The following is a 22268-nucleotide window of genomic DNA, read 5'->3' on the forward strand; positions in this document are numbered from 1 at the left end:
CGCGCAGGGCTCACTCCGAGGGCACGTTCCGCTCCGCCCAGCGGGCCAGCTCCACCGCGCAGGCGGCGACCGACTCGCGCCAGGTCCGCGCGGCCCCGTCACCCGCGTCGTCGCTCACGTGCTTGACCAGCCGGATCGGGACGCCGGCCTGCCGTGCCACGTGGGCCAGGGCGTAGCCCTCCATGTCGACGAGGGCGGCCTGCTCGGCGAGACGGTCACGGGCGGCGTCGTCGGAGATGAAGCTGTCCCCGGTGGCGAGCACGGGGCCCTCGCCCTCGCCCTCCCCCTCGCCCAGGGTGATCGGCGCGCCGTAGACCTCGCCGGTCAGTCCCGCCAGCAGCCGCGAGTCCAGGTCGTGCTGGATCACCCGGGTGATCACGTGCGTCCCGGTCCACCCCGGCCGCAGCGCACCGGCCGTGCCGAGGTTCACGATCTCGCGCGGCAGCACCCCTCGCCCCAGCACACCCGCCAGCGCCGCGGCCGCGTTGACCTTGCCCATGCCGGTCAGCAGCACGGGCGCCGAGCCCCGGAGTTCCGCCGCCTCCTCCTTGACCGCCAGGACGAACAGCGGGCGGCCGGGGGACATCTCACCGATCAGTTCCATGGGGGAACGGTACGTTCCACGCGGCGACGGCGGCCCGCGGGGGCCGGGGCGCCCAAGACGCCCGGGGCGCCCGGGGCGCCCGGGGCGCCGGATTGTCCGGAAACCGGCCTATACGGCGTTTGGTGCCGTTCGATGGGGGTCGCTCCCGTTCGCAAAGGGAATGCTCCCTTCAACCAACCCGAGTCATTCCGGAGCAACTTGAGGGAGACCCCCCATGCTTCACGGCATCGACGTCAGCTCGCACCAGTCCGCCACCTACGACACCGACGGACTCGCCTTCGTCATCGTCAAGGCGACCGAGGGCCGGTCCTACGTGAACCCGAAGATGGAGGCGCAGGCCGAGCGCGCCCGGGAGGCGGGGCTGGTGGTCGGCTTCTACCACTTCCTGTGGCCCGGCAACATCACCGAGCAGGCCGAGTACTTCGCGCAGCAGGCGCCGGTGCGGGCGGGTGACCTGCTGGCCTGCGACTGGGAGACCACCAGCCGGGGCACGCGGGCGAGCAGCGCGGAGAAGGACCGGTTCCTCCGCAAGGTGAAGACGCTCAAGCCCCGCAACCGGGTGCTGCTGTACTGCAACCGGACCTTCTGGCTGAACGTCGACCGGAGCTCGTACGACGGCGACGGACTGTGGATCGCCCAGTACGGGGTCGGCCGGGGCAAACCCAGGATCAAGGCGAAGTGGGTGATCCACCAGTACACCGACGACCCGGTGGACAAGAACGTCGCCGACTTCCGCAGCGCGGAGTCGCTGCGCACGTGGGCGGACGGCGCCTGACCCCACCCCTGCGCACCCGCGACCCCCGGCCCCCGCGCACTCCGGCGCCCTCGTACCGCCGCGCCCCGTCCCGTGCCGGCGAGGGCACGGGGCGGGGCGGGGGCACGCCCGGTCAGGGCGTCACTTGGCGAGGTACGCCCAGAACTCGTCGAAGGAGAGCAGCTTGTCGCCGTCCAGGTCACGCGAGGCGATGATGGACTCGGCGACGGCGTCGGTGACGTTCCAGTCGCCGGCCTGCGCGAGCGCCTTCTTGAACTCGGCGGCGGTGACGAAGCCGTCCCCGTCGGCGTCGAGCCGGTCGAACTCCTTGCGGGCTTCCTGAATGTCCGCCATGCCGGACCCTCCCCTTCGTGCCGGACGCGCCGCCTGCTCGCGCCCGCGTCCACATCTGCTTCTACGTCTGGTTGACGATGAAGAGATTATCCGGCCGCATGGGAGCGCAGTGCGGCGACCACCCAGGCGAACTCCTCCCGGTGGTCGGCGTCCGGCCGCCGCCCCTTCACCACCGCCAGCAACTCCCGGTAACGGGACAGCTTGTCGGTGGCGTTGGCCTCCATGCGGGCCAGCACGGCGACGTGGTCGGCGTCCTCGCCGAGGAGCTCCCGCAGCACGTCACCGGCCTCCGGCGATTCGGGCGAGACTCCACGCGCGCGGGCCTCGGAGGCGAGCTGCACCAGGCGCCGCATGAACCACATCGAGGCTCCCGCCGGGGTGGAGCCGTCGCGGTCCGCCGCGTTGAACTCGGCGGCGGCCCGCATCCGGGCGCGGAACTCCGGGTCCTGGAGCAGTTCGGCCAGCTCGACCCAGGCGTCGACCTGTTCCGGGGTGGGGTCGTCGGGCAGGTCGGCGGCGGCGCCGCGCATCCGCTCACGGATCACCGGGTCGGCGGTGTCCAGACCACGGAAGGTCTCCTCCACGAACTCCTCGATGATCCGCGCTCGTTCGGCGGCGGACAGGCGGGCCAGCTTGTTCATCAGGGTCATCTCCTCTGCGGTCGAACCGCGGTCGGCGACGGTCGACAGCACCGCGCGGGTGACCCGTAGGGCACGGATCTGCGCGTCCAGGGCGGCGACGTGGCGGGCGGCCACCTCCGCCACCGTGGTCTCCCCGGCGACCACCCGCCGCACGTCGTCCAGGCCGAGGTCCAGTTCGCGCAGGGTGTGGATCAGCTCCAGGCGCGCCGCCGAGGCGGCGTCGTAGAGGCGGTAGCCGCCGCTGGATCGGCCCACCGGGGGCAGAAGTCCCTCGTCGGACCAGTAGCGGATGGTGCGCACCGTCAGACCGGTCGCGCGGGCCAGGTCCCCGATGGTCAGCGGCGGATCCGCCCCGGGAGGGGTGCTGTCGTCGGTCATGGCAGCGAGTCTGCTGTCTCCAGCGGGTGGAGACTCAAGCGGCGCGCGCCACCGCCGGGCACGGGGCACGCGGGCACCCGGGCACGGGGAGCACCCGGGCGCGGGCACGACGGCGCGGAGCACCCGGGCGCGGGGCACGCGGGCACCCAGCGATCACGGGGGGCACCCAGGGACGGGGAACGCTAGACCCGGTCGGCGACCCGCATCTCGAACCAGGTCCGCTTGCCGCGGGGCAGCAGGTCGACGCCCCACCGGTCCGCCATGCGGTCGATCAGGTACAGGCCCCGTCCGCTCTCGTCCGTCGGCTGGACGGGCAGCAGGCAGGGCAGCCCGCGGGAGGGGTCGCGGAGCTCGACGCGGATCCAGCCGCGCCGACGGCGCATCCGCAGCCCGTAGTGGGCGGCACCGGTGTGCCGGACGGCGTTGCCCTCGAGTTCCGAGACGAGCAGCGTGCACTCCTCGGCGAGCTTGGGGCCCAGCGCCCAGTGACGCAGGATGACGACCTGCACCAGGCGCCGCGCGGTGCCCCGGGTCTCCGGGCAGGACGGCAGGACGACCTCCGCCTCCGCCGGGTTCCCGTAGGCGGCGACAGCGGTGAGCGCCCGTTCGTCCTCCACCGCGGGCGACCATCGCACGAGGGGGACGCCGCCAGGTCCCCGTGACTGTTCGATGCCCTCGAGCCCCGCCATGCCCCCCATCATGACCGCCGGACGGGCGCTCCGGGGGCGGTTCCGCAGGAATCCGCACACCGGAGCGATCGATTCCGCCCGTCCGGGTGACATATGCCGGAAGGGTATGCAAGAACGCCAGGTACGGCCGTTCCCTGAAACCTCGAAGCCAGGGGATATCCCCTGGCTTCGGGCAATCGACGTCCGCACAGCTTGTTCGGACGTGCACGACACCATTGCGGCCCTGCCATGCCCTGTCGCGAGCCGGGCGAACAGCGGATGCGGTGTTCCTGGCTTCCCAGCACACCACATCCGCTGCTCCTGCCACGATCCGCTGCTCCTGCCACGCTCAGGACAACGGCTCGGCCGCGGTCAGCGGGAGTCGATCACCCGACCGCCCGTGGGACATCGTCCGTAGGGAGAGTGACTGCGCCGGCGCATCACCATTCGGTGATCCCCGTCCAGCTCGGCCCGCCCCCGAAGTCGAACCCGGTCCCGAAGTTGAGCCCAAGGAGGAATTGGCTCACGAGGTCCCCGTCCGCGTTCCGGCCACCGCCCGTGCTCCAGCCCAGATGGCCGCCGAGGGGGGCGCCGACGGTGATGTCCCCTCCGGTTGCCTTACCACGCAGCTGGTCGAAATTGTCCGCGTTGCTGAAGAGGAAGTCACGCGGGGCGCTTGGTCCCGGCATACCTATGCTGATGCCTGCCGTACCGGACACGGCGAGTTCGTACCCCTCGGAGGTCTTGGTGACCAGCAGGCACCCCTGCCAGTTCGGACCTATCGCGGCGGAGTAGCCCCCACCGTTGCACCATCCCCGCACCTTGTCGTAACCCGTCAGGTCGGAGAGCACCGAGGCCGTCGGACTGGCGACCGTCAGGAGGCCCGAGAAGAGTTCACCCACGAAGTTCTCCACCGGGCCGGGGCCCTTCTTCTCCTCCGGCTTCGGTGCCGGCGACGGCACCGTCCACGGCTTCGGCTCGCGCTCGGGGTGGTACACGGAGTCCTCGTCGGGAACGCCGTTGGTGCACCCCGTGATGATGCCCCTGTGACACTCCGGAATTCCGAGGCCGGACGCGTCCGTGAAGGCGATGGGGTTGTTGGCGCTGTAGCCGTAGGCGCTGACGTTCTGCGGCTCGTAGTGCGCCGTGATCGGGTCGGTGCTCAGGAAGCGTCCGAGGACCGGGTCGTACATGCGGGCGCCGAGCAGGGACAGGCCGGTCGAGTCGTCCTCGGCCTTCCCGAGGAAGCCCCGGTCGCTGCCGGCGGACAGGCTTCCCGTCGTACCGCGCTGCTGGCCGAACGGGGTGTACCGACGGCGGACGACCGTGCCGTTGCCCGCGTCGATCGACAGCTGTGTGGACGCCTGGTTGTCGGACAGGAGCCAGGTCAGCTTGCCGTTCGCCGTGCCGTTGGCTTCGCGCATGGCGACGCCGACACCACCCGCGGAGTAGTAGCGCGTGGCCTTGGGGGCGTCCGTGCCCCGCTTGCGCAGTTCGTGTCCTGCCAGGTAGACGACCTTCTCCTTGGGGGTGTCGCGAAGGAGCGGCTCCCCGGCGGCGTCGTAGACGTAGTGGGACACCTCGTCACCGGTCGGCTTCTTCTGGGTGATCCGGGAGATCCGGTTCTGCCCGTTCCACTCGATGACGGAAGCGACCCCCGCCACCGTGCGACCGGTCATCTGTCCCGCCGCGTTGTAGCTGTAGGCGTCACTGCCACCCGTCGTGCGGGCGACGGACGTCACGCCGTGGGGACGGGGCTGGTCCGGGGTGTAGGTGGACTCGTCCGCGCTGTACCCGGGGTACTTGTAGTCCTGGGTCACGGCCGACGCCGACGCGGAGGTCTTCCCGGTGACGGACTGGATGTTGCCGATCCGGTCGTACGTCCAGTGCGTCTCGTACGGCTCGGCGCCGGCGAAGTCCGACACACCGCTCGCACAGCTCGTGGTCGCCGTGGTCCAGGCGTCGGTGAGCCGCTGCAGGTCGTCGAAATCGAAGCACTGCTGCTGACCGGCCTGGTTCTCCCGCAGCGCGGTCGTGATGCCGAGGTCGTTGCGGGTGTAGGTGTCGTCCTGCACCTTCGTGGTCGTCCCACCGGTGGTCGTGCTGGTCGTGATGTTCTTCAGCCAGCCCGTGCCGTTGGTGTCGTCGTAGTCGAAGGCCCGGGAAACACTGGTGCCGTCGCCCACCGTGCCGAAGGACCGGGTGGTGACCCGTCCGTTGCCGTCGTGATCGATGTCCGCCACGTAGGTGGCCAGCGGGCTGCTCACCTTCGACAGGTGCCCGTCGGTCCATTCCGAGGTCAGGGTCTCCGCGGGCAGGCCGCCGACCGCCGGGTACTCGGTCTTCGTGACGTGGTCGGCCAGGTCGTAGCCGACCTTGGTGGTGTACTCGCCCTCGAGACCGGATCCGTCCGCCGGGACCACCAGGGTCTTCTGGGTCTCACGGCCTCGGCTGTCGTAGGCGTCGACCTTGGCCGTGTACGCCTTGCCGTTGGCATGGCTGACCGTGGTGGCGATTCTGCCGAGTCCGTTGGAGGTCCCGGAGGCGTCGTAGGTCTTCTCCGTGATCAGGGTGGTGCCCTGCTTGACGGTGGTCGGCCTCTGCAACGCGTCGTAGGCGTGGCTGAGGGTCACACCGTTGTTCGTCGTCGTGTCCACCAGCCCGTCAGCGTTGTAGGTCGTGGTGGTCAGTCCCGAGTCGGGCTGCTGGGCGGACAGGATGTCGCCCGCCCAGTTGTAGGTGTAGTGGCTGGTGTTGCCGAGTGAGTCGTGCGTGTACTTGAGCAGACCCTTGCGGGTGTACTCGTAGGTGGTGGCGTACTGGTCCGCTCCGAGGTTCTCGACGACCTTGGTCTTGTTGCCGTAGACGTCGACCACGGTCTTGGTCGGGCTGCCGACCGCCGGGAAGACGGTTTCCTCGTCGGCGCCCTGGTACTGGGTGACCGTCCTGTTGGCTGTCTGCACCACACCCTTCACCTGGATCTGGGAGAGGATGGTGCGTCCCGCCCAGTCGGCCTTGGTGTCGGTGTACGACGGAAGGTTCGCCACCAGCGGGTTCACCAGCCCGGAGCCGGCGGCACCGCTGTTGTAGAACGGCGCGGAGGTGCCGGCGACGTTGCCGGACGAGTCGTACCGGGTGACCGTGACCGTCCGCCCCGTTCCCGTGGCCGCCTTCACCTGGGTCTCCCGCTCGCGGCCGAGACCGTCGGCGTAGGTGTAGCTGTCGACGTAGCTGGTCCCGGACTGCAGGGTCCGCGTGCGGACCGACACCGGGTCACCGGTGGCGACACGCGGCACGCCCGTGGTGGAGTCCATCACCGGGACCGCGTACGTGTAGACGAAGCTGGCCGTACCGTCCGGGTAGTTCGCCGCCTCGGTCTCCCGGAAGACCTTGCTCAGGCGCCCGACGGCGTCGTACACCATCTGCACCGTGTTGCCGTTCGCGTCCACCGTCTTCCACGGCTTGCCCCAGAAGCGCGAGTTGTACGTGGTGCTCGACATCGGAGCCTTCGGGCCGGTGCCGTCCGGGTCCGGGGTGGTGACCTTGACGCCGCCGGTGGGCCAGGAGGTCGCCGGCGTGTAGGTGGTCGTCGTCAGGTCGTTGGTGCCGTCCCACTCCTTGACGGGACGCCCCGCGGCGTCGAACTGCTTCTTCCCGGTCCGCCAGGCGGTCTCCGCGGTGTAGGTGCGCACCTCGGTGGGGTTTCCGTCGACCAGCTTCGTGTTGTTCTCGTCGAAGGTGGTCGCACCGTCGTAGAAGGTGACCGTCCGCTTGTCCATGTGCGCGGCCGGAGTCCCCGCCGCCTCATCCGCGGCGACGGAGGTGCAGGAGACGCTGTAATGCCGCTCGTCGTCCGGGTAGACCATCCACCGCTTGGTGCCGGTGGCGTCGTCGGCCATGTCGTCCGTGTTGTAGGCGCGGCCGTACTCGGTGCAGTGGTTGTCCGACACCGCGGTCTCGCCCCAGTCGTCGGTCCGCATGGGCAGGCCGAAGACGGTCGACGCCTTCTCGTTCGGGTCGTACTCGTGCTCGACGATGTGCTCTCGCCAGCCCGTGCCGTCGGCGGAGTTCACCACCTTCTCCAGGGTGCGCACCTTGCTCTCACGCACGATGCGCGCGTCGGGCAGGCCCGTGTACTGGGCGGTGTTGTGGGCCCAGTACTCGTGCCACTCACGCTTCTGCGAGTCGCCGTTGTGGTCACGGTCGGAGGTCTCGAGCGTCTTGCCGGACAGCCAGGCGTGGTCGGTCCACTCCGTGCCCTCCGAGTCGGTCACCTTGACGGTACGGGTGGCGCCCGGGTCGCTCTTCGACGTCCGGTCGCCGCTGAGTCCGCGGTAGAACCAGTGGTAGGTGGAGTGCTTGTTCTCGTTGGCGCCGGTAGTCACCGCGACCTTGCCGTAGCCGCGCCACTCCGACCACGACTCGTCCGCGTCCTTGACCAGCGGGTCGTTGGTGAACGCCCAGCCCGGCGCGCCGTCGTACTCGTAGTTGGTGATCATCGAGGGTGAGCCGTCGTTCGCCTTGCCCGGGTCGACCTGCACCCGCGTGGTGACGAACTTCTTGAACCAGCCGCTCTTCTCGCTGCCACCCTCGGGCGTCCACTTCTTCGAGAAGCACTCGTAGGTGTTGTTCGCCTCCGACGTGCCGCCGCTCTCCGGGCACTGGCGCAGGACGGTGCCGGCCTCGTCGGTGGCGTGCCCGTAGGTGGGGGTGATGGTGGCGCCGGTGTCGGTGAAGATCTTGTTGACCCGGCGGAAGTTCAGCTCGCCGGTACCGACCCTGTTGTCCTGCCACTCGCCGTTGAAGTTGATGGTCGGCAGGTCGATGTCGTCACCGGAGTAGCCACGCCGCTGGATGTAGTCCAGCCAGAGCTGCTCGCCGACGGAACCCTCCGGGTTCATCAGGGCGTACTTGAACTGGTACTGCTTGACCAGGTCCCAGCCCGAGGTGTTGGTGTCCCGCACGTGGATGTTGATGTCCCACAGCAGGTCGCGCTGGAAGAAAGTGGGGTAGTACGTCTTGCCGGCGCAGGCGTTGTCGTCCGTGCTGCCGTCACAGATCAGGTCGAGCGGCACGTCCGGGTAGGACTCCGGGCTCGACCCGATGCTGGGACACGCGGGAACGGTGTTGTTGAGCGGGTCCTTCTCCGCCATGCGCTCCACGCACCGGTTCGCGTGCTGGAAATCGATCATCGCGGGCAGCTGGGCGCCCGCGATCTGCGAGGCCCAGCCGTAGTCGATCCGCGACAGGTAGGACGCCGCGTCGTAGCCGCGCGCCTTGTTCGCGCCGGCGATCGAGCGGTAGTGGTTGCGCTCCTTGTTGTAGAAGTAGGAGTTCTCCACCTCGTTGGGCGTCACCACCCGGTCCAGGCTCCAGCGCCACGCCTGGTCGCAGTACGTCGGCTGCCCGCCGTTGTAGCACGGCTCGCCCGGGTCGTCGCCGATCACCGGGACGGTGAGCACGGAGTTGGTCTTCTCGTACACCTGGTCGTTGTTCAGGCGCTCGGTGCGTCCCCAGCCGAAGTAGTACCGGGTGCCGTCCTGCTTGGTCAGGACCCAGTACTCCTTGGAGGCGTCGTCGCCGTAGCCGCCCTTGAGCTTCTGGACACGCCAGGCCGGGTCGTTCTTGATGTGGTAGGTCCCGGTGCCGGTCCCGTCCTGGACCAGCTCGGAACTGATGCCGTCGATGGAGATGGTGTAGACGGCACCGTCGGGGTCCTCTGACGGATTGGGGGACGCCCAGCAGAGGTCACCCCACTCCTGACCCTGGTCCGGCCCGTGCCCGTCCTGGGCGCAGCTCTTGTAGCTGCGCTCGATCGCCCCGACGCCCAGGTCCCATCCCATTCCGACCCAGGACGCCTGGTTGTTGGAGGCAGAGGTGCGGCCGTCCACACTCTGGGAGTTGTAGTTGAGCGCGAGCTTGGGAGCGACACCGACAGGCGGCGCGGGCACCTCGATGGGCACCGAGTAGGTGAAGGCGCCGGAGGCGAGCGACGTGTCCCACTTGCCGGAAGGATTGGTCGGGGAGGCGCGGTAGTCGCCCTTGTCCGAGGACGAGCCGGAGGCCAGTGCGTACACCGTCGCCCCCGAAGCCTGCGCCGTGGCGCCCTCCGTCTTCTGCGGAGCCGCGTCGATCACCGCGGTGACCTGAGAGCTGCCCTCGTCGTTGCGCTGGCCGGGCACCGTCCGGATGCGGCCGCATTCGGCCTTCTCAGGCGTGGTCAACGCACAGGAGGGAACCTCGACCAGCCGGAGCCGGGAGGCGAAGTCACCGCCGTAGGCGTGCGCGAACCCCGAATAGTCGAGGGCGACCTCCACCGGGCCAGCGGTGGTCCGGTCATCGGCACGGGCGACCCGCAGGCCGAGGCCGACGCCCCCGAAGCCCTGGATCTCCTTGTGCGTCAGGACGTCGACCTTGACCCGGGAAGGGCTGTCGCTCCGGGGCTGACCGGCCCGTTCGGCGGTGGCTGCCCGCTGTGGCGACCGGACGGCCACCGCCGAGCGGGAAGCGCCGTCCGGCTTGACGGTCTGGCGCTTCCCGTCGGCGGCAGGTACGGAGACCACGGCGTGGCCTCCCTGCGGCCATACCGGCTCGGCCACATCGGTGACACCGGGCTCGGCCGGCTGTGCGACAGCGGCGCCCGGCCCCCTGCCGGGGACGCTGGGCTGCTTCACGGAGGCTTCGGCGGCCGCCGCCGAGGCGGAGACTCCCACGCCGGTCAGCAGCGTGACGGCCATGGCCTGCGCCGCGAGCAGGGCGAGGGCACGACGTGCAGGTCTCACGACGTCACCCCCCACAAAGGGACAATCAATGACAAGTGCATGACATTCCTTACTGGCTCGAACGGGGCGGCTCAGACGATCCGGTAGGGCTCACCGCAGACGTAGTCCACGCCCTGTTCGGTGAGGCACTCCTGGACGGTGACGGGCCCCCACAGCGTGAAGCTGTCCGCCGCGGTCACGCCCTCCCCCGAGGCACTGACGCTGACGAGGGTGACGCTGCCGTCGGCGGAGGCGGCCCGGATGTTCACGCGGGCGCCGTGGCTGTCGGCCTTGGTGTCCTTGATGTTCACGGTGACGGTGTAGGTGTCGCCGACCGGTCCCGGGCCGGTGGCACCCCACGCGTGGGCGCCGACCACGTCGGCGACCGTGTCGGTCGCGTCCCAGCGCACGGTCGGAATGCCGGCACTCGCCGTCTGCACCGAGAGGCCGAGGGCGAGCAGGAGAGCCCCACCGAGCGTGGTGGCGGCCTTGAGCGAGGTGGAAGCGGACATACGAATACTCCTGAATTCGGCTTGGATCGGGGATTACTGTTCGGGCTGGACGGCGACGCCCTTGCACCCGGCAACGTTGTCGTTGACCCCGGGCACCGCGTGGGACTTCACCGTGTTGAAGTGGGATGCGTACGCGTCGTGGACGGCTGAGTCGTCGATCTTCAGGAGCGCCTCGTCGTTCTCCCGCAGAGCCGGCCCGGAATAGTTGTGGCTTCCGGTCCAGACGACCTTGTTGATCGCGCCGTCGTACTTGCCGTCGATCAGCAGGTACTTGGAGTGGACGATCCGCTGAACCGTGGAGGGGTCCTGGTCGAAGTCGTCGAAATAGCACACGGGGTTGAAGCCGGCCACCGAGTGCAGCGTCTCCCAGGTGCCCGCGGTACCGGCGCTGTCCGCGCTGTCCGTCTCGGTGTAGACGAGTTCCACGCTGCAGCCGGCCTTCTTGAGCGCGACGAGCTTGTCGGCGACGCCCTGCCGGGTGAACTTGTACATGGCCACCCGCACCTTGGTGGCCTTGGTGGACCCGTCGCCGGCCGTGTAGGTGCACGTGACGTTGTCCAGCGTGTTCCAGACGGTGTCGGTGCTGTTCCCGGTTCCGGGGTAGTAAGGAAAGAAGTACGCCTTGTAAGGGCTCCAGGCGGAACTGGTGTACTTCCAGTTCTCCCAGTCCTTTCCCGCCAGCTTGTCGAAGTATCCGGAATACGCTTGGAAAAGCCCCGTGTTGTAGGTGGTGACGAAGGCGTCGTTCCAGAATCTCGAGTAGCTGGACGAAGAAAGATTCGTCGATGTCTGCACCACCACATCGGCCGCTCCGTCCACCTGGGAGAAGAGCCAGAATTTGTGGTGATTGATGGACTTGCCGAACTCCGGCCGCCCCAGGCACGACTTGCCCTCGGGGCAGAGACCCACGAAGGACCCCTTGGTGAGATCGGTACCGAGCGCCTCTGCGAGAATTCCGTAGCTGGGGTCCGCCGGCCTCGACGAGACCGTCGTCTCGTCCAGCATCAGCTTGACGGACACCCCTCGCTGCGTATGGGCGTCCGCCAGGGCTCGGGCCACTCCCTCGTCCCAGAAGTGGTAGAGCGCCACCTTGATGGAGGATCCCTGCGGTGCCGAGTGGATGAAGCCGAGGATCTTCTCCCTGATGGCCTCCTGCTCGGCCTGTGTGCCCAGCGGGTTGTTGAAGACCGGGCCGGACACCTCGGCGGCGGCGCTCGCCGCTGCCGTCTGCCGGGACTGCGCGTCCGGTACGCCCGGAGCGGCTGAAAGCAGCAACGGGAGAACGGCCAGGGTGACGGCGCCCCGACCGAGACCTGCTGAAATGGACAAAGAGTTACCCCTGTTCTTGCGATGAAGTGCACCGGCAGAGTTTTGGGCAGGACAAATCTGGGTACCGTGCGGCACCCACGTAATGCGAGTCGAAAAAAGACATGGGGAAACCCGGCAGGCGTGCCTTTTGCGCGCACCCTGCGTCCGACGTCCCCGATCCCCGCCCTTGTGTTTCCTGAGCCCCCGCCCACCCCTCTCCCGGTCGCCTCGCGGCAGCACGAAACCTACACCGGGCGTTCACCTTCGGTCGACCAAGAAATGGGAAGAGTTCGCCCGTGTCCGAGCGGCGGACGAAGAATGGCTTGGACGCGCTCCGCCATTTCGCATGATGCTTGGGCGAGAGCGGCAGGACCGGCGGAATTACGCTGAAGCGATCTCTCCTCGGCACACCGGACCCACTGCGCTTTTGTCGCCGCAACGAACGAAGCACGTACCCTTCGCCCTGAATCGGACGTCGGGAACATGACGGAGGGTCCCGCCTCGACGGCAGGACCCTCGGTCGTGACGGCGCTCTGCGCCGTCGGTGCACGTGCGGCTAGAGGAACTTGGCCTTGCCCGGCCCCTCCTCGACGAAGGACTTCATCCCCCGCTCCCGGTCCTCGGTGGCGAACAGCCCGGCGAACCAGTTCCGCTCGATGGCGAGGCCGGTGTCCAGGTCGGTCTCCAGGCCCGCGTCCACCGACTCCTTGGCCGCGCGCAGCGCGATGGCCGGCCCCTGGGCGAGCTTCGCGGCCCAGGCGTGGGCCTCGGTGTAGACGTCGGCGGCCGGGACGACGCGGTCCACCAGCCCGAGGGTCAGCGCCTCGTCGGCGCGGACGTGGCGGCCGGTGAAGATGAGGTCCTTGGCCCGCGACGGACCGATCAGGCGGGACAGGCGCTGGGTGCCGCCGGCGCCCGGGATCAGGCCGAGCAGGATCTCGGGCTGGCCGAGCTTGGCGTTGTCGGCGGCGATGCGGTAGTCGGCGCACAGCGCCAGTTCGCAGCCACCGCCCAGCGCGTAGCCGGTGATCGCGGCGACCACCGGCTTGGGGATGCGGGCGACCGCGGTGAAGGAGTCCTGGAGGCCGCGGGCCCGGGCGACCATGGCCGCGTGGTCCATGGCGCGCATCTCCTTGATGTCCGCGCCGGCGGCGAACACCTTCTCCCCGCCGTACACGACCACGGCGCGGACGTCGTCGCGCCGGGTGATCTCCTCGGCGAGTTCCTTGATGCGGTCCTGGGTCGCGATGTCCAGGGCGTTCATGGGCGGGCGGTCCAGGCGCAGCGTGCCGACGCCTTCGGCGACTTCGAGATGAACGGTCATGCGCAGCAGGTTACGGGCCGAACGCGGCGGCCGGCCCGGTGCGCTGTGTCACACCGGGCCGGCCGTGAGGGTCCGCGGGAGGAGCGGGAATCCCTACTTCTTCCATTCCTCCCAGGACATGTTCCAGCCGTTGAGGCCGTTGCCCGGCGCGACGACCGCGTCCGCGCTGTTCTTGACCTCGACGACGTCGCCGATCAGCGAGTTGTCGAAGAACCAGGCGCCGGGGGCCTTCTTGTCCCAGCCGCCGCGGGTGTCGCGCAGGCCGACGCAGCCGTGGCTGGCGTTGTAGTTGCCGAAGGCGTCGCCGCCCCAGTAGTTGCCGTGGATGAAGGTGCCGGAGTCGGTCAGGCGCATGGCGTGGGGCACATCCTCGATGTCGTACTCGCCCTCGTAGCCGACGGTGTCGCCGTTCATGCGGGTGACCTCGTACCGCTCGCTGATGACCATCTTGCCGTTCCAGGTCGCGGAGCCGGGGGCGCCGGTGGTGACCGGGATGGTCTTGACGACCTCGCCGTCCCGCTCGACCTTCATGGTGAGCTTCTTGGCGTCGACGGTGGACACCTGGCGGCGGCCGATCTCGAACTTCACGGTCTTGGCCTGGCTGCCGTACACGCCCGGGCGGCCCTCGACGCCGTCCAGGTTGAGCTTGACGGTGACCTTGGTGCCGGCCTTCCAGTACTCCTCGGGGCGGAAGTCCAGGCGGTCGTTGCCGAACCAGTGGCCCTCGACCTCGACCGGCGGGTCGGTCTTGATCTCGATGGCCTTCTCCACCGCGCCGGGGTCGGTGATGCCACGGGTGAAGCGGACCGAGAACGGCATGCCGACACCGACGGTGGAGCCGTCCTCGGGGCTGTAGTGGCCGATGAAGGTGTTGGCCGGCGTCAGCGTGGTGAAGCCGGTGTCCTTGACGGCGACCCGGTCGCCGGCGTCCTTCGCCTCTGCGTGCACGGTGTACTCGGCACCGGCGGCCAGGTGGGTGGCCGGGATCCAGGCCGCTCCGTCCGCGGATATGTCGCCGGCGACGGCGTTGCCCTCGTCGTCCTTGACCTCGACCTTGGTCAGCTTGCCCTTCTCCACGAAGACCTTCAGCGCGCCGCTGGTCTTCACGTCCTTGGCGCCGTCCTCCGGGCTGATCGTCAGCACCGCGTCGGACTGCTTGGCGGCCGGAGCCGCCGTCGCGGCACCGCCTCCGGTGCCCTCCCCCTTGGCGTCCGTCGTGTCCCCGCCGCCGCAGGCGGTGACGGCGACCATCAGCAGGCTCGCCATCAGGGCCGCGGCGCCCGTGCGCCTCGCTCCGGACCGTCGGCCGGACGTCGTTCCCGCTGTAGACCACACGTTCACGTGTGCTCCCCCTATTCCCCTCATCGGGCCTGGTCAGACCCCCTCCCGGCGCGTCACGCGCGCCATGACGAATCGTAAGGGCAGGATCGGGCACCTCCCCCGGCCGAAAGGTCACCGTTTCGTCCCAAGTTCAGCCCCAAACCTGTCAGGAGACGAAATTTTCCGAAGCGTTGCCGTCGGCACCCTCTCCGGGGACGTGAGCGGAACCCCCGGGGTGGGCAGAAACCTGGGGTAGGACGACGCTCCGGGGCGGCAGCGGTGGGACGATGCGCCCCTCGTACGTTGTCGCCCCACGAGCCGCGGGAGGCCAACCGGTGTCGAGCGCAGCCGAGCAGCAGGCAGTGGCGGACCAGCGCGCCGCCGAGGTGGACCACGACGCCCTGGCGGCCGCCGTGCTGAACGGGACCGCGCACGCCCCGACGCCCGTGCCGCCGGTGTGGCCGGGCTCGTCCACACCGCTGGGCGCCCGGTACCGGGTGGGACCCGACGGCGTGGCCGGGACCAACTTCGCCCTGTGGGCGGGCGGCGCGGAGGCGGTGGAACTGTGCCTCTTCGAGTCCGACGGCACCGAGCTGCGGGTACCGCTGGGCGAACTGACCCACGAGATCTGGCACGGGTTCGTGCCCGGGGTGCGCCCCGGGCAGCGCTACGGCTACCGGGTGCACGGCCGGTGGGACCCGTGGACCGGAGCCCGCTGGAACCCGGCCAAACTGCTCCTCGACCCGTACGCGCGGGCCGTCGACGGCGAGTTCGCGCTGCCGCCGGAGGTCTACGGGCACGTCCGGGACTGGCCGGACCAGCAGGTCGCGGACACCGTCCGGGACGACCGCGACTCCGCGCCGTTCGTCCCCAAGGGCGTGGTCGTCCACGACGACGACGACTGGGCGGACGACCGGCGGCCCAAGACCCCCTGGTCCGACTCGGTCATCTACGAACTGCACGTCCGCGGCTTCACCATGCGCCACCCCGGCGTCCCCGAGGAGCTGCGCGGCACCTACGCGGGCCTCGCCCACCCGGCGGCGATCGAGCACCTGACACGCCTCGGGGTCACCGCCGTGGAGCTGCTGCCGGTGCACCAGTTCGCCCACGAGGACCACCTGCTGCGCCGCGGACTGACCAACCACTGGGGCTACAACTCCATCGGCTACTTCGCCCCGCACGCCGGCTACGCGGCCACCGGCACGGGCGGCGAGCAGGTCGGCGAGTTCAAGCGGATGGTGCGCGCCCTGCACGCGGCGGGCATCGAGGTGATCCTCGACGTGGTCTACAACCACACCGCCGAGGCCGGGGAACTCGGCCCGACGCTCTCCCTCAAGGGCGTCGACAACCGCGCCTACTACCGCCTGCAGTCCGACGCCCGCCGCTACGCCGACTACACCGGCTGCGGCAACACCCTGCACGTGGTGCGCCCGCAGGTGCTGCGGCTGATCACCGACTCGCTGCGCTACTGGGTGACCGAGATGGGCGTCGACGGCTTCCGCTTCGACCTGGCGGCGGCGCTGGCCCGCTCCATGCACGACGTCGACATGCTCTCGCCGTTCCTCGCGGTGATCGCCCAGGACCCGGTGCTGCGCCGGGTGAAACTGATCGCCGAGCCGTGGGACGTCGGCTCGGGCGGCTACCAGGTGGGGGCGTTCCCGCCGCTGTGGACGGAGTGGAACGACCGGTACCGGGACGCCGTCCGCGACTACTGGCGCGGCGCGCTGCCGGACGTCCGGGACCTCGGCTACCGGCTGTCCGGCTCCAGCGACCTCTACGCCTGGGGCGGACGGCGGCCCTACGCCTCGGTCAACTTCGTCACCGCGCACGACGGCTTCACCCTGCGCGACCTGGTCTCGTACCACCACAAGCACAACGAGGCCAACGGCGAGGGCAACCGCGACGGGACGAGCGACAACCGGTCCTGGAACTGCGGCGTCGAGGGCGAGACCGCCGACAAGGAGGTCAACGCGCTGCGCCGGCGGCAGCTGCGGAACCTGCTGACCACCCTCCTGCTCTCCACCGGGGTGCCGATGCTGGTGGCGGGCGACGAGATGGGCCGCACCCAGGGCGGCAACAACAACGCCTACTGCCAGGACAACGAGACGGGCTGGGTGGACTGGTCGCTGCTGGAGGACCCCGGCTGGCGGGAGCTCCTCGAGCTCACCTCGCGGCTGATCGCGCTGCGCCACCGCCACCCGGTGCTGCGGCGGCGCGCCTTCTTCTCCGGCCGCCCGCAGGGGGCGGACGGCCTGCGGGACCTGGCCTGGTTCACCGCGGACGGCGGCGAGATGACCGAGTCCGACTGGTACGCGCCCACCGCCACGCTCGGGATGTACCTGTCGGGCCGGGACATCCCCGGGCGCGACGAGCGGGGCGAGCCGGTCGTCGACGACAGCTTCCTCGCCGTCCTGCACGCCGGTCACCGGCCGGTGACGTTCACCCTGCCGGACCGGCCCTGGGCCGAGCGGTACGAGGTGGTGGTGGACACCGGGCTGGAGGAGCAGCGCCGGGCGCCCGGCGAGACCCACCGGGCGGGCGACACGGTCGTCGTGCCGCCACGCACGGTGCTGCTGCTGCGGGTGCGCTGACCTGGGGCGGGAGAGCGGGCACCAGGGGTCACGGGGCTCACCCGGTGCTCCCCGTCCCGCTCCCGGTGCGCCCGCGGGGGCTTCCGGGGCGCCCCGAAAATCACTGGGGATTGTCAGTATCGAACCTTAGGCTCGCTCCTGATGCCCAGTGACCTGAACCCCGAAGAAGCCGCCCCCGGGCGCACCCCCGCGGTCCGCACCCTGCTCCGTCTGTGGCCGTACCTCCGGCCGGTCCGGGCACGGTGGTTCGCCGCCGCGGTCATCGCGGTCGTCGCCTCGCTGACCAGCCTGGTCATACCGGTCGTCCTGAAGTGGATGGTGGACGGCCCGATCGCCGACGGCGACACCGCGGGGGTCTGGCTGGGCGCGCTGTGGGTGCTGCTGCTGGGCCTCGCCGAGGCGGTGCTGTTCGGCCTGCGGCGGTGGCTGGTGGCCCGGCCGCTGTCCGGTGTGGAGGCCGGCATGCGCGAGGCGCTCTACCGGCGGCTCCAGCGGCTGCCGATCGCCTTCCACGACCGCTGGGCCTCCGGCCAGCTGCTCTCCCGGGCGACCACGGACCTGATGATGGTCCGCCAGTTCCTCGCCTTCCCCCTGACCTTCCTGCTGGTCAACGGGGTGACCATCCTGGCCGGCGTGGTCGTGATGCTGGTCATGGACCTGACGCTGGGCCTGCTGGTCCTCATCCCGGTGCTCCCGGTCATCCTCGTCTGCACGGCCTTCGAGAAGCGCTTCTCCGAGGCGTCCCGCGCCGCCCAGGACCAGGTGGGCGACGTGACCACGCTGGTCGAGGAGAGCGTGCTGGGCATCCGGGTGATCAAGGGTTTCGGCCGTCACCGCAGCCAGGCCCGCGCCTTCCGGGAGCTGACGCACCGCCTGCGCGGCACCGAGCTGCGCAAGGCGCGGCTGCTCGGCGCGATCATGACCGTCATCGTCACCCTGCCCGAGCTGGCGATCGGCGCCTGCCTGGTCCTGGGCAGCGTGCGGGTCGCCGACGGCACGCTCTCCGCGGGCACCCTGGTGGCCTTCCTCTCCACGGCCCTCGCGCTGCACTGGCCGATCGTCTCCATCGGGTTCCTGCTCGCGATGAGCCAGGAGGCCGCCACCGCCACCGCCCGCTACTTCGAGGTGATGGACACCGAGCCGGAGTCCGGCGCGCCCGTCCCGGCCGCCGTGCCCTCCGGCGTGCCGGCCACCGTCCCGGCCGACCTGCCCGTCGGCGTACCGACCGTCTGCCCGAGCCCCTTCACGGCCACCGCGCCCCCCGCGGGGGAGGGCGGGCTGCGCCTGGAGGGCGTCCGGTTCCGCTACCCCGACGCCCCCGAGGACTCCCCACCGGTGCTGGACGGCGTGGACCTCCACGTGCGGCCCGGCGAGTCGCTGGCCCTGGTGGGCGTCACCGGGTCCGGCAAGACCACCCTGACCGCCCTGGTGCCCCGGCTCCACGAGCTCACCGGGGGCCGGATCACCCTGGACGGCGTCGACATCACCGCCATGCCCCGGGAGGAACTGCGCTCCCGGGTGGCCGTCGCCTTCGAGGACCCCACCCTGTTCTCCGCCACCGTCGGGGAGAACGTGCTGATGGGCGCGGCGGGCCGCGACGACGGCGCCGACGACGCCGAGGCCCTCGAACGCGCCCTCGGGGTCGCCCAGGCCGGCTTCGTGCACGCCCTTCCGCAGGGCGCCGACACCCAGGTCGGCGAACAGGGACTGAGCCTCTCCGGCGGTCAGCGGCAGAGACTCGCGCTGGCCCGCGCGGTGGTGGGGCGCCCCGGCTTCCTGGTGCTGGACGACCCGCTGTCCGCGCTCGACGTGCACACCGAGGCCGCCGTCGAGGCCGCTCTGCGCGAGGTGCTGGCGGACACCACCGCCCTGATCGTCGCCCACCGCCCGTCCACCGTGCTGCTCGCCGACCGGGTGGCGCTGCTGTCCGGCGGACGGATCGCCGCCGTCGGCGACCACCACGAACTGCTGCGGACCAACGCCGAGTACGCCTGGCTGATGTCGGGCGCCGCCCTGGAGCCCGAGGAGGCCCGCCGATGACGGCTCCCGCCGCGCAGTCGCGCCGGCAGAACGAGAAGCGCGGGCAGAACGACAAGCGCGGGCGGCACGAGGGGCCGCCCGGCGTGGACGCCTCCGTCGCGGGCGAGGACCCGAGCGACGCCTTCGACCGGGACGTCCTGCCCACCCCGCCCGGCGCGACCGCCGCCCTGCTGAAGTCGCTGCTCGCGCCGCTGCGCGGCCGGGTGGTGCTCGCCGCCGTCCTGCTGCTGCTCCAGCAGGCGGCGACGCAGGCCGGGCCGCTGCTGGTGGCGTACGCCATCGACAGCGCGGTGCCCGCCTTCCGGGTGAGCGACCACGGGCCGCTGCTGCTGGTCGCGGTGGCCTACCTGCTCGCCGCGGCCTCCGGCGGCGTCCTGGAGTACGCCTTCATCACCTGTTCGGCGCGGGTCAACCAGGACGCCCTGCTGGACCTGCGGGGCCGGATCTTCCGGCACGCGCAGGCGCTCAGCGTCGACTTCCACGAGCGGTACACCTCGGGACGGCTGATCTCCCGTGCCACCACCGACGTGGAGTCGCTGCGCGAACTCCTCAGCGAGGGGCTGCAGGAGCTGATCTCGGTGGTCGTCTCCTTCGTCTACATCTCGGCCCTGCTGCTCTGGCTGGACCTGGGCCTCGGCGCGGTGGCGGTGGCCTCCTTCCTTCCGCTGGCCCTGCTCATCCGCAGCTACCAGCAGCGGGCCGGACGCATCTACCGGGAGCGGTCCACCGCGATCGCGGCGGTGATCGTGAAGTTCACCGAGACCATGAACGGCATCCGCCCGGTCCGCGCCTTCCGCCGGGAGGCGGCCAACGACGCCGAGTTCGCCCCGCTGAACAAGCGCCACGAGCGGACCAACGGCGACGCGCTGCTGGAGATGGCCCGCTACGTGGTGGGGTCCCGGCTGGTCGCCAACGTCACCGTCGCCGGCATCGTGCTGTGGGGCGCCTACCGGGTGGCCGGCTCCACCCTGGCGCTGGGCGTGCTGGCCGCCTCGGTGCTCTACCTGCGCCGCCTGTACGACCCGATCGACCGGCTCGGCATGTTCCTCAACGCCTACCAGTCGGCGGCCGCCTCGCTCGAGAAGATCGCCGGCCTGCTGGCGCAGGTGCCCGCGGTCCCCGAGCCGGAGGTCCCGCGCGAGCTGCCCGCGACGCGGGACGGGCGTCCGGGCCGTGAGGTGGTCTTCGACTCCGTCCGGTTCGCCTACCGCACCGGCGGGGAGGTGCTGCCCCGCTTCGACCTGACGATCCCGGCCGGGCAGACCGTCGCCGTCGTCGGTTCCACCGGCGCCGGGAAGTCCACCCTGGCCAAGCTGCTGGCGCGCTTCTACGACCCCTCCGGCGGGCGGGTCCTGCTGGACGGCGTCGACCTGCGGGAGCTGGCCAACGCGGACCTGCGGCGCGGGGTGGTCATGGTGACCCAGGAGGCGTTCCTCTTCTCCGGCACGGTCGCCGAGAACATCGCCATCGGCCGGCCGGAGGCCACCCGCGAGGAGGTGGAGGAGGCCGCCCGGGCCATCGGGGCGCACGAGTTCATCGCCGCGCTGCCCGACGGCTACGACACCGACGTCCGCAAGCGCGGCGGCCGGATCTCCGCCGGTCAGCGCCAGCTCGTCGCGTTCGCGCGCGCGTTGCTGGCCGACCCGGCCGTGCTGATCCTCGACGAGGCGACCAGTTCGCTGGACGTCCCCGGTGAACGGGCCGTGCAGCGGGCCATGTCGACGGTGCTGCGCGGCCGCACGGCGGTGGTCGTCGCGCACCGGCTCTCCACCGTGGAGATCGCCGACCGGGTCCTGGTGATGGAGAAGGGCCGGATCGTCGAGGACGGCTCGCCGGCCGGACTCGTCGGCGGCCGGGGCCGCTTCGCCGACCTGCACCGCGCCTGGCGGGACAGCCTGGCATGAGGCCCGGGTTCACCGGCCGGCCCGTCGACGCCTACGAGGACCCCGGCGTCCCCGACTCCCGCGGCGCGGGCCGGTACCTGTGGTGGCTGCTCTCCCGCCAGAAGGGGCGGGCGGTCCTCGGCTCGCTGTACGCGAGCCTGTGGATGGGCACCTTCGCGCTCACCCCCTGGACCCTCTCGCACGCCATCGACGACGGGCTCGGCCCCCGTGACGCGGGTGCGCTGCTGGGCTGGACGTCGGCGCTGCTCGCGTTCGGGCTGCTGGGCGCGCTGCTGGGGCTCGGCCGGCACCGCACCATGAGCCAGCTCCGGATGGACGCCAACCTCCGCACCGTGAAGGTCGTCTCGGAGCAGGCGGCCCGGCTGGGGGCGGGCCTGTCACGGCGCACGGCGGCGGGCGAGGTGGTCACCATCGGCGTCGGCGACGTGCAGACCATCTCCGAGTCGCTGACGCTGGTCGGGCCGGGGGTCGGGGCGGTCGTCGCCTCGGTGCTGGTCGCGGTGCTGCTGCTGGACGTCTCCCCGCTGCTGGCCCTGGTGCTGCTGACCGGGATGCCGGTGATCGCGATGCTGACCCGGCCGCTGATGAAGCGGCTCCAGGCAAGGGAGAGCGACTACCGGGACGGGCAGAAGCTGCTCACCGCGCGGATCGGCGACCTGGCGGGCGGCCTGCGGGTGCTGGGCGGTCTCGGCGGCAAGGACCTGGTGGCACGGGCGTTCCGGCGGGACTCCGCGCTGGTGCGCGAACAGGGGTACCGGGTGGGGGCGGTGGCCGGGTGGATCCAGTCGCTCGGCACCGGCCTGCCCGTCCTCTTCCTGGCGCTGATCACCTGGCTGGCGGCCCGGATGGCGGCGTCCGGACACATCACGGTGGGCGAACTGGTCGCGGTGTACGGGTACGTGGCGGCGCTGGTGTCGCCGATGGCCTACCTGGTGGAGGCCTGGTACCTGCTGAGCCGCGCGCTGGTGGCCTCCGGCCGGGTGGTGGGCCTGCTGCGGCTGGTGCCGGAGACGGGACCCGCTCCCGGTGAGGCCCTGGCGGGGCCGGACGGCCCGGCGGACCTGTGCGACCCGGTGTCCGGTGTGGTGGTCGCGCCGGGGCGGCTGACC

The 22268-nt window shown here is 70.8% G+C and carries 14 protein-coding genes; 5 read left to right on the top strand and 9 right to left on the bottom strand.

Features of this window, described 5'->3' with window-relative positions; all coding sequences use genetic code 11:
* Positions 1-10 precede the first annotated feature (10 nt).
* Positions 11-604 carry a nucleosidase gene (locus HW445_RS03555; protein WP_180219566.1) on the bottom strand — a complete coding sequence of 198 codons (594 nt, stop codon included), beginning with the start codon at positions 602-604 and terminating at the stop codon, positions 11-13.
* Positions 605-818: 214 nt separating this feature from the next.
* Here HW445_RS03555 and HW445_RS03560 point away from each other — a divergent pair, with 214 nt between their 5' ends.
* Positions 819-1379, top strand: coding sequence for a glycoside hydrolase family 25 protein (locus HW445_RS03560; RefSeq protein WP_180219567.1), 561 nt, complete (start codon positions 819-821; stop codon positions 1377-1379).
* 120 nt (positions 1380-1499) lie between these two features.
* Here the strand turns inward: HW445_RS03560 and HW445_RS03565 are convergent, their stop codons facing one another.
* The 8 genes from HW445_RS03565 to HW445_RS03600 all read right to left on the bottom strand — a co-directional run bounded on the left by HW445_RS03565 (position 1500) and on the right by HW445_RS03600 (position 14669).
* Positions 1500-1712 carry an EF-hand domain-containing protein gene (locus HW445_RS03565; protein ID WP_151771153.1) on the bottom strand — a complete coding sequence of 71 codons (213 nt, stop codon included), beginning with the start codon at positions 1710-1712 and terminating at the stop codon, positions 1500-1502.
* An 86-nt stretch (positions 1713-1798) separates the two neighbouring features.
* Positions 1799-2731 carry a MerR family transcriptional regulator gene (locus tag HW445_RS03570; RefSeq protein WP_180219568.1) on the bottom strand — a complete coding sequence of 311 codons (933 nt, stop codon included), beginning with the start codon at positions 2729-2731 and terminating at the stop codon, positions 1799-1801.
* Between the two features lie 182 nt (positions 2732-2913).
* Positions 2914-3420, bottom strand: a complete 507-nt coding sequence (locus tag HW445_RS03575; RefSeq protein WP_257230820.1) for an ATP-binding protein — start codon at positions 3418-3420, stop codon at positions 2914-2916.
* A 419-nt stretch (positions 3421-3839) separates the two neighbouring features.
* On the bottom strand, positions 3840-10181 hold the full coding sequence (locus HW445_RS03580; RefSeq protein ID WP_180219569.1) for an RHS repeat-associated core domain-containing protein: 6342 nt from the start codon (positions 10179-10181) through the stop codon (positions 3840-3842).
* Between the two features lie 71 nt (positions 10182-10252).
* Positions 10253-10672, bottom strand: a complete 420-nt coding sequence (locus HW445_RS03585; RefSeq protein ID WP_180219570.1) for a hypothetical protein — start codon at positions 10670-10672, stop codon at positions 10253-10255.
* Positions 10673-10705: 33 nt separating this feature from the next.
* Entirely contained in the window at positions 10706-11947 is a 1242-nt protein-coding gene (locus HW445_RS03590) for a phospholipase D-like domain-containing protein (protein WP_180219571.1), read from the bottom strand.
* Positions 11948-12536: 589 nt separating this feature from the next.
* Positions 12537-13304 carry an enoyl-CoA hydratase/isomerase family protein gene (locus tag HW445_RS03595; protein WP_151771156.1) on the bottom strand — a complete coding sequence of 256 codons (768 nt, stop codon included), beginning with the start codon at positions 13302-13304 and terminating at the stop codon, positions 12537-12539.
* A gap of 93 nt (positions 13305-13397) precedes the next feature.
* A complete protein-coding gene (locus tag HW445_RS03600; protein ID WP_180219572.1) occupies positions 13398-14669 on the bottom strand; it encodes an Ig-like domain-containing protein in 1272 nt (423 codons plus the stop codon).
* 290 nt (positions 14670-14959) lie between these two features.
* Between HW445_RS03600 and glgX the strand changes: the two genes are divergently transcribed.
* The 4 genes from glgX to HW445_RS03620 all read left to right on the top strand — a co-directional run.
* Positions 14960-17215 carry a glycogen debranching protein GlgX gene (gene glgX / locus HW445_RS03605; protein ID WP_308798254.1) on the top strand — a complete coding sequence of 752 codons (2256 nt, stop codon included), beginning with the start codon at positions 14960-14962 and terminating at the stop codon, positions 17213-17215.
* A gap of 141 nt (positions 17216-17356) precedes the next feature.
* Positions 17357-19255: an ABC transporter ATP-binding protein gene (locus HW445_RS03610; RefSeq protein WP_180219574.1), complete on the top strand. Its 1899-nt coding sequence runs from the start codon at positions 17357-17359 to the stop codon at positions 19253-19255.
* Positions 19252-21159, top strand: a complete 1908-nt coding sequence (locus tag HW445_RS03615) for an ABC transporter ATP-binding protein (RefSeq protein ID WP_180219575.1) — start codon at positions 19252-19254, stop codon at positions 21157-21159. Before HW445_RS03610 ends, HW445_RS03615 begins: the two co-directional genes overlap by 4 nt.
* A partial coding sequence (locus tag HW445_RS03620; protein ID WP_180219576.1) for an ABC transporter ATP-binding protein occupies positions 21156-22268 on the top strand: 1113 nt, incomplete at its 3' end. The genes HW445_RS03615 and HW445_RS03620, both read left to right, overlap by 4 nt.

The organism is Streptomyces sp. UH6 (genome assembly GCF_013421635.1).
Lineage (GTDB): Bacteria > Actinomycetota > Actinomycetes > Streptomycetales > Streptomycetaceae > Streptomyces > Streptomyces abyssomicinicus.

Excerpts from the sequence above, each read along its gene's own strand:
- HW445_RS03570 (WP_180219568.1), bottom strand. The coding sequence starts at position 2,731 with ATGACCGACGACAGCACCCCTCCCGGGGCGGATCCGCCGCTGACCATC.
- HW445_RS03555 (WP_180219566.1), bottom strand. The coding sequence starts at position 604 with ATGGAACTGATCGGTGAGATGTCCCCCGGCCGCCCGCTGTTCGTCCTG.
- HW445_RS03595 (WP_151771156.1), bottom strand. The coding sequence starts at position 13,304 with ATGACCGTTCATCTCGAAGTCGCCGAAGGCGTCGGCACGCTGCGCCTG.
- HW445_RS03565 (WP_151771153.1), bottom strand. The coding sequence starts at position 1,712 with ATGGCGGACATTCAGGAAGCCCGCAAGGAGTTCGACCGGCTCGACGCC.
- HW445_RS03610 (WP_180219574.1), top strand. The coding sequence starts at position 17,357 with ATGCCCAGTGACCTGAACCCCGAAGAAGCCGCCCCCGGGCGCACCCCC.
- HW445_RS03585 (WP_180219570.1), bottom strand. The coding sequence starts at position 10,672 with ATGTCCGCTTCCACCTCGCTCAAGGCCGCCACCACGCTCGGTGGGGCT.
- HW445_RS03615 (WP_180219575.1), top strand. The coding sequence starts at position 19,252 with ATGACGGCTCCCGCCGCGCAGTCGCGCCGGCAGAACGAGAAGCGCGGG.
- HW445_RS03600 (WP_180219572.1), bottom strand. The coding sequence starts at position 14,669 with ATGAGGGGAATAGGGGGAGCACACGTGAACGTGTGGTCTACAGCGGGA.
- HW445_RS03575 (WP_257230820.1), bottom strand. The coding sequence starts at position 3,420 with ATGGCGGGGCTCGAGGGCATCGAACAGTCACGGGGACCTGGCGGCGTC.
- HW445_RS03560 (WP_180219567.1), top strand. The coding sequence starts at position 819 with ATGCTTCACGGCATCGACGTCAGCTCGCACCAGTCCGCCACCTACGAC.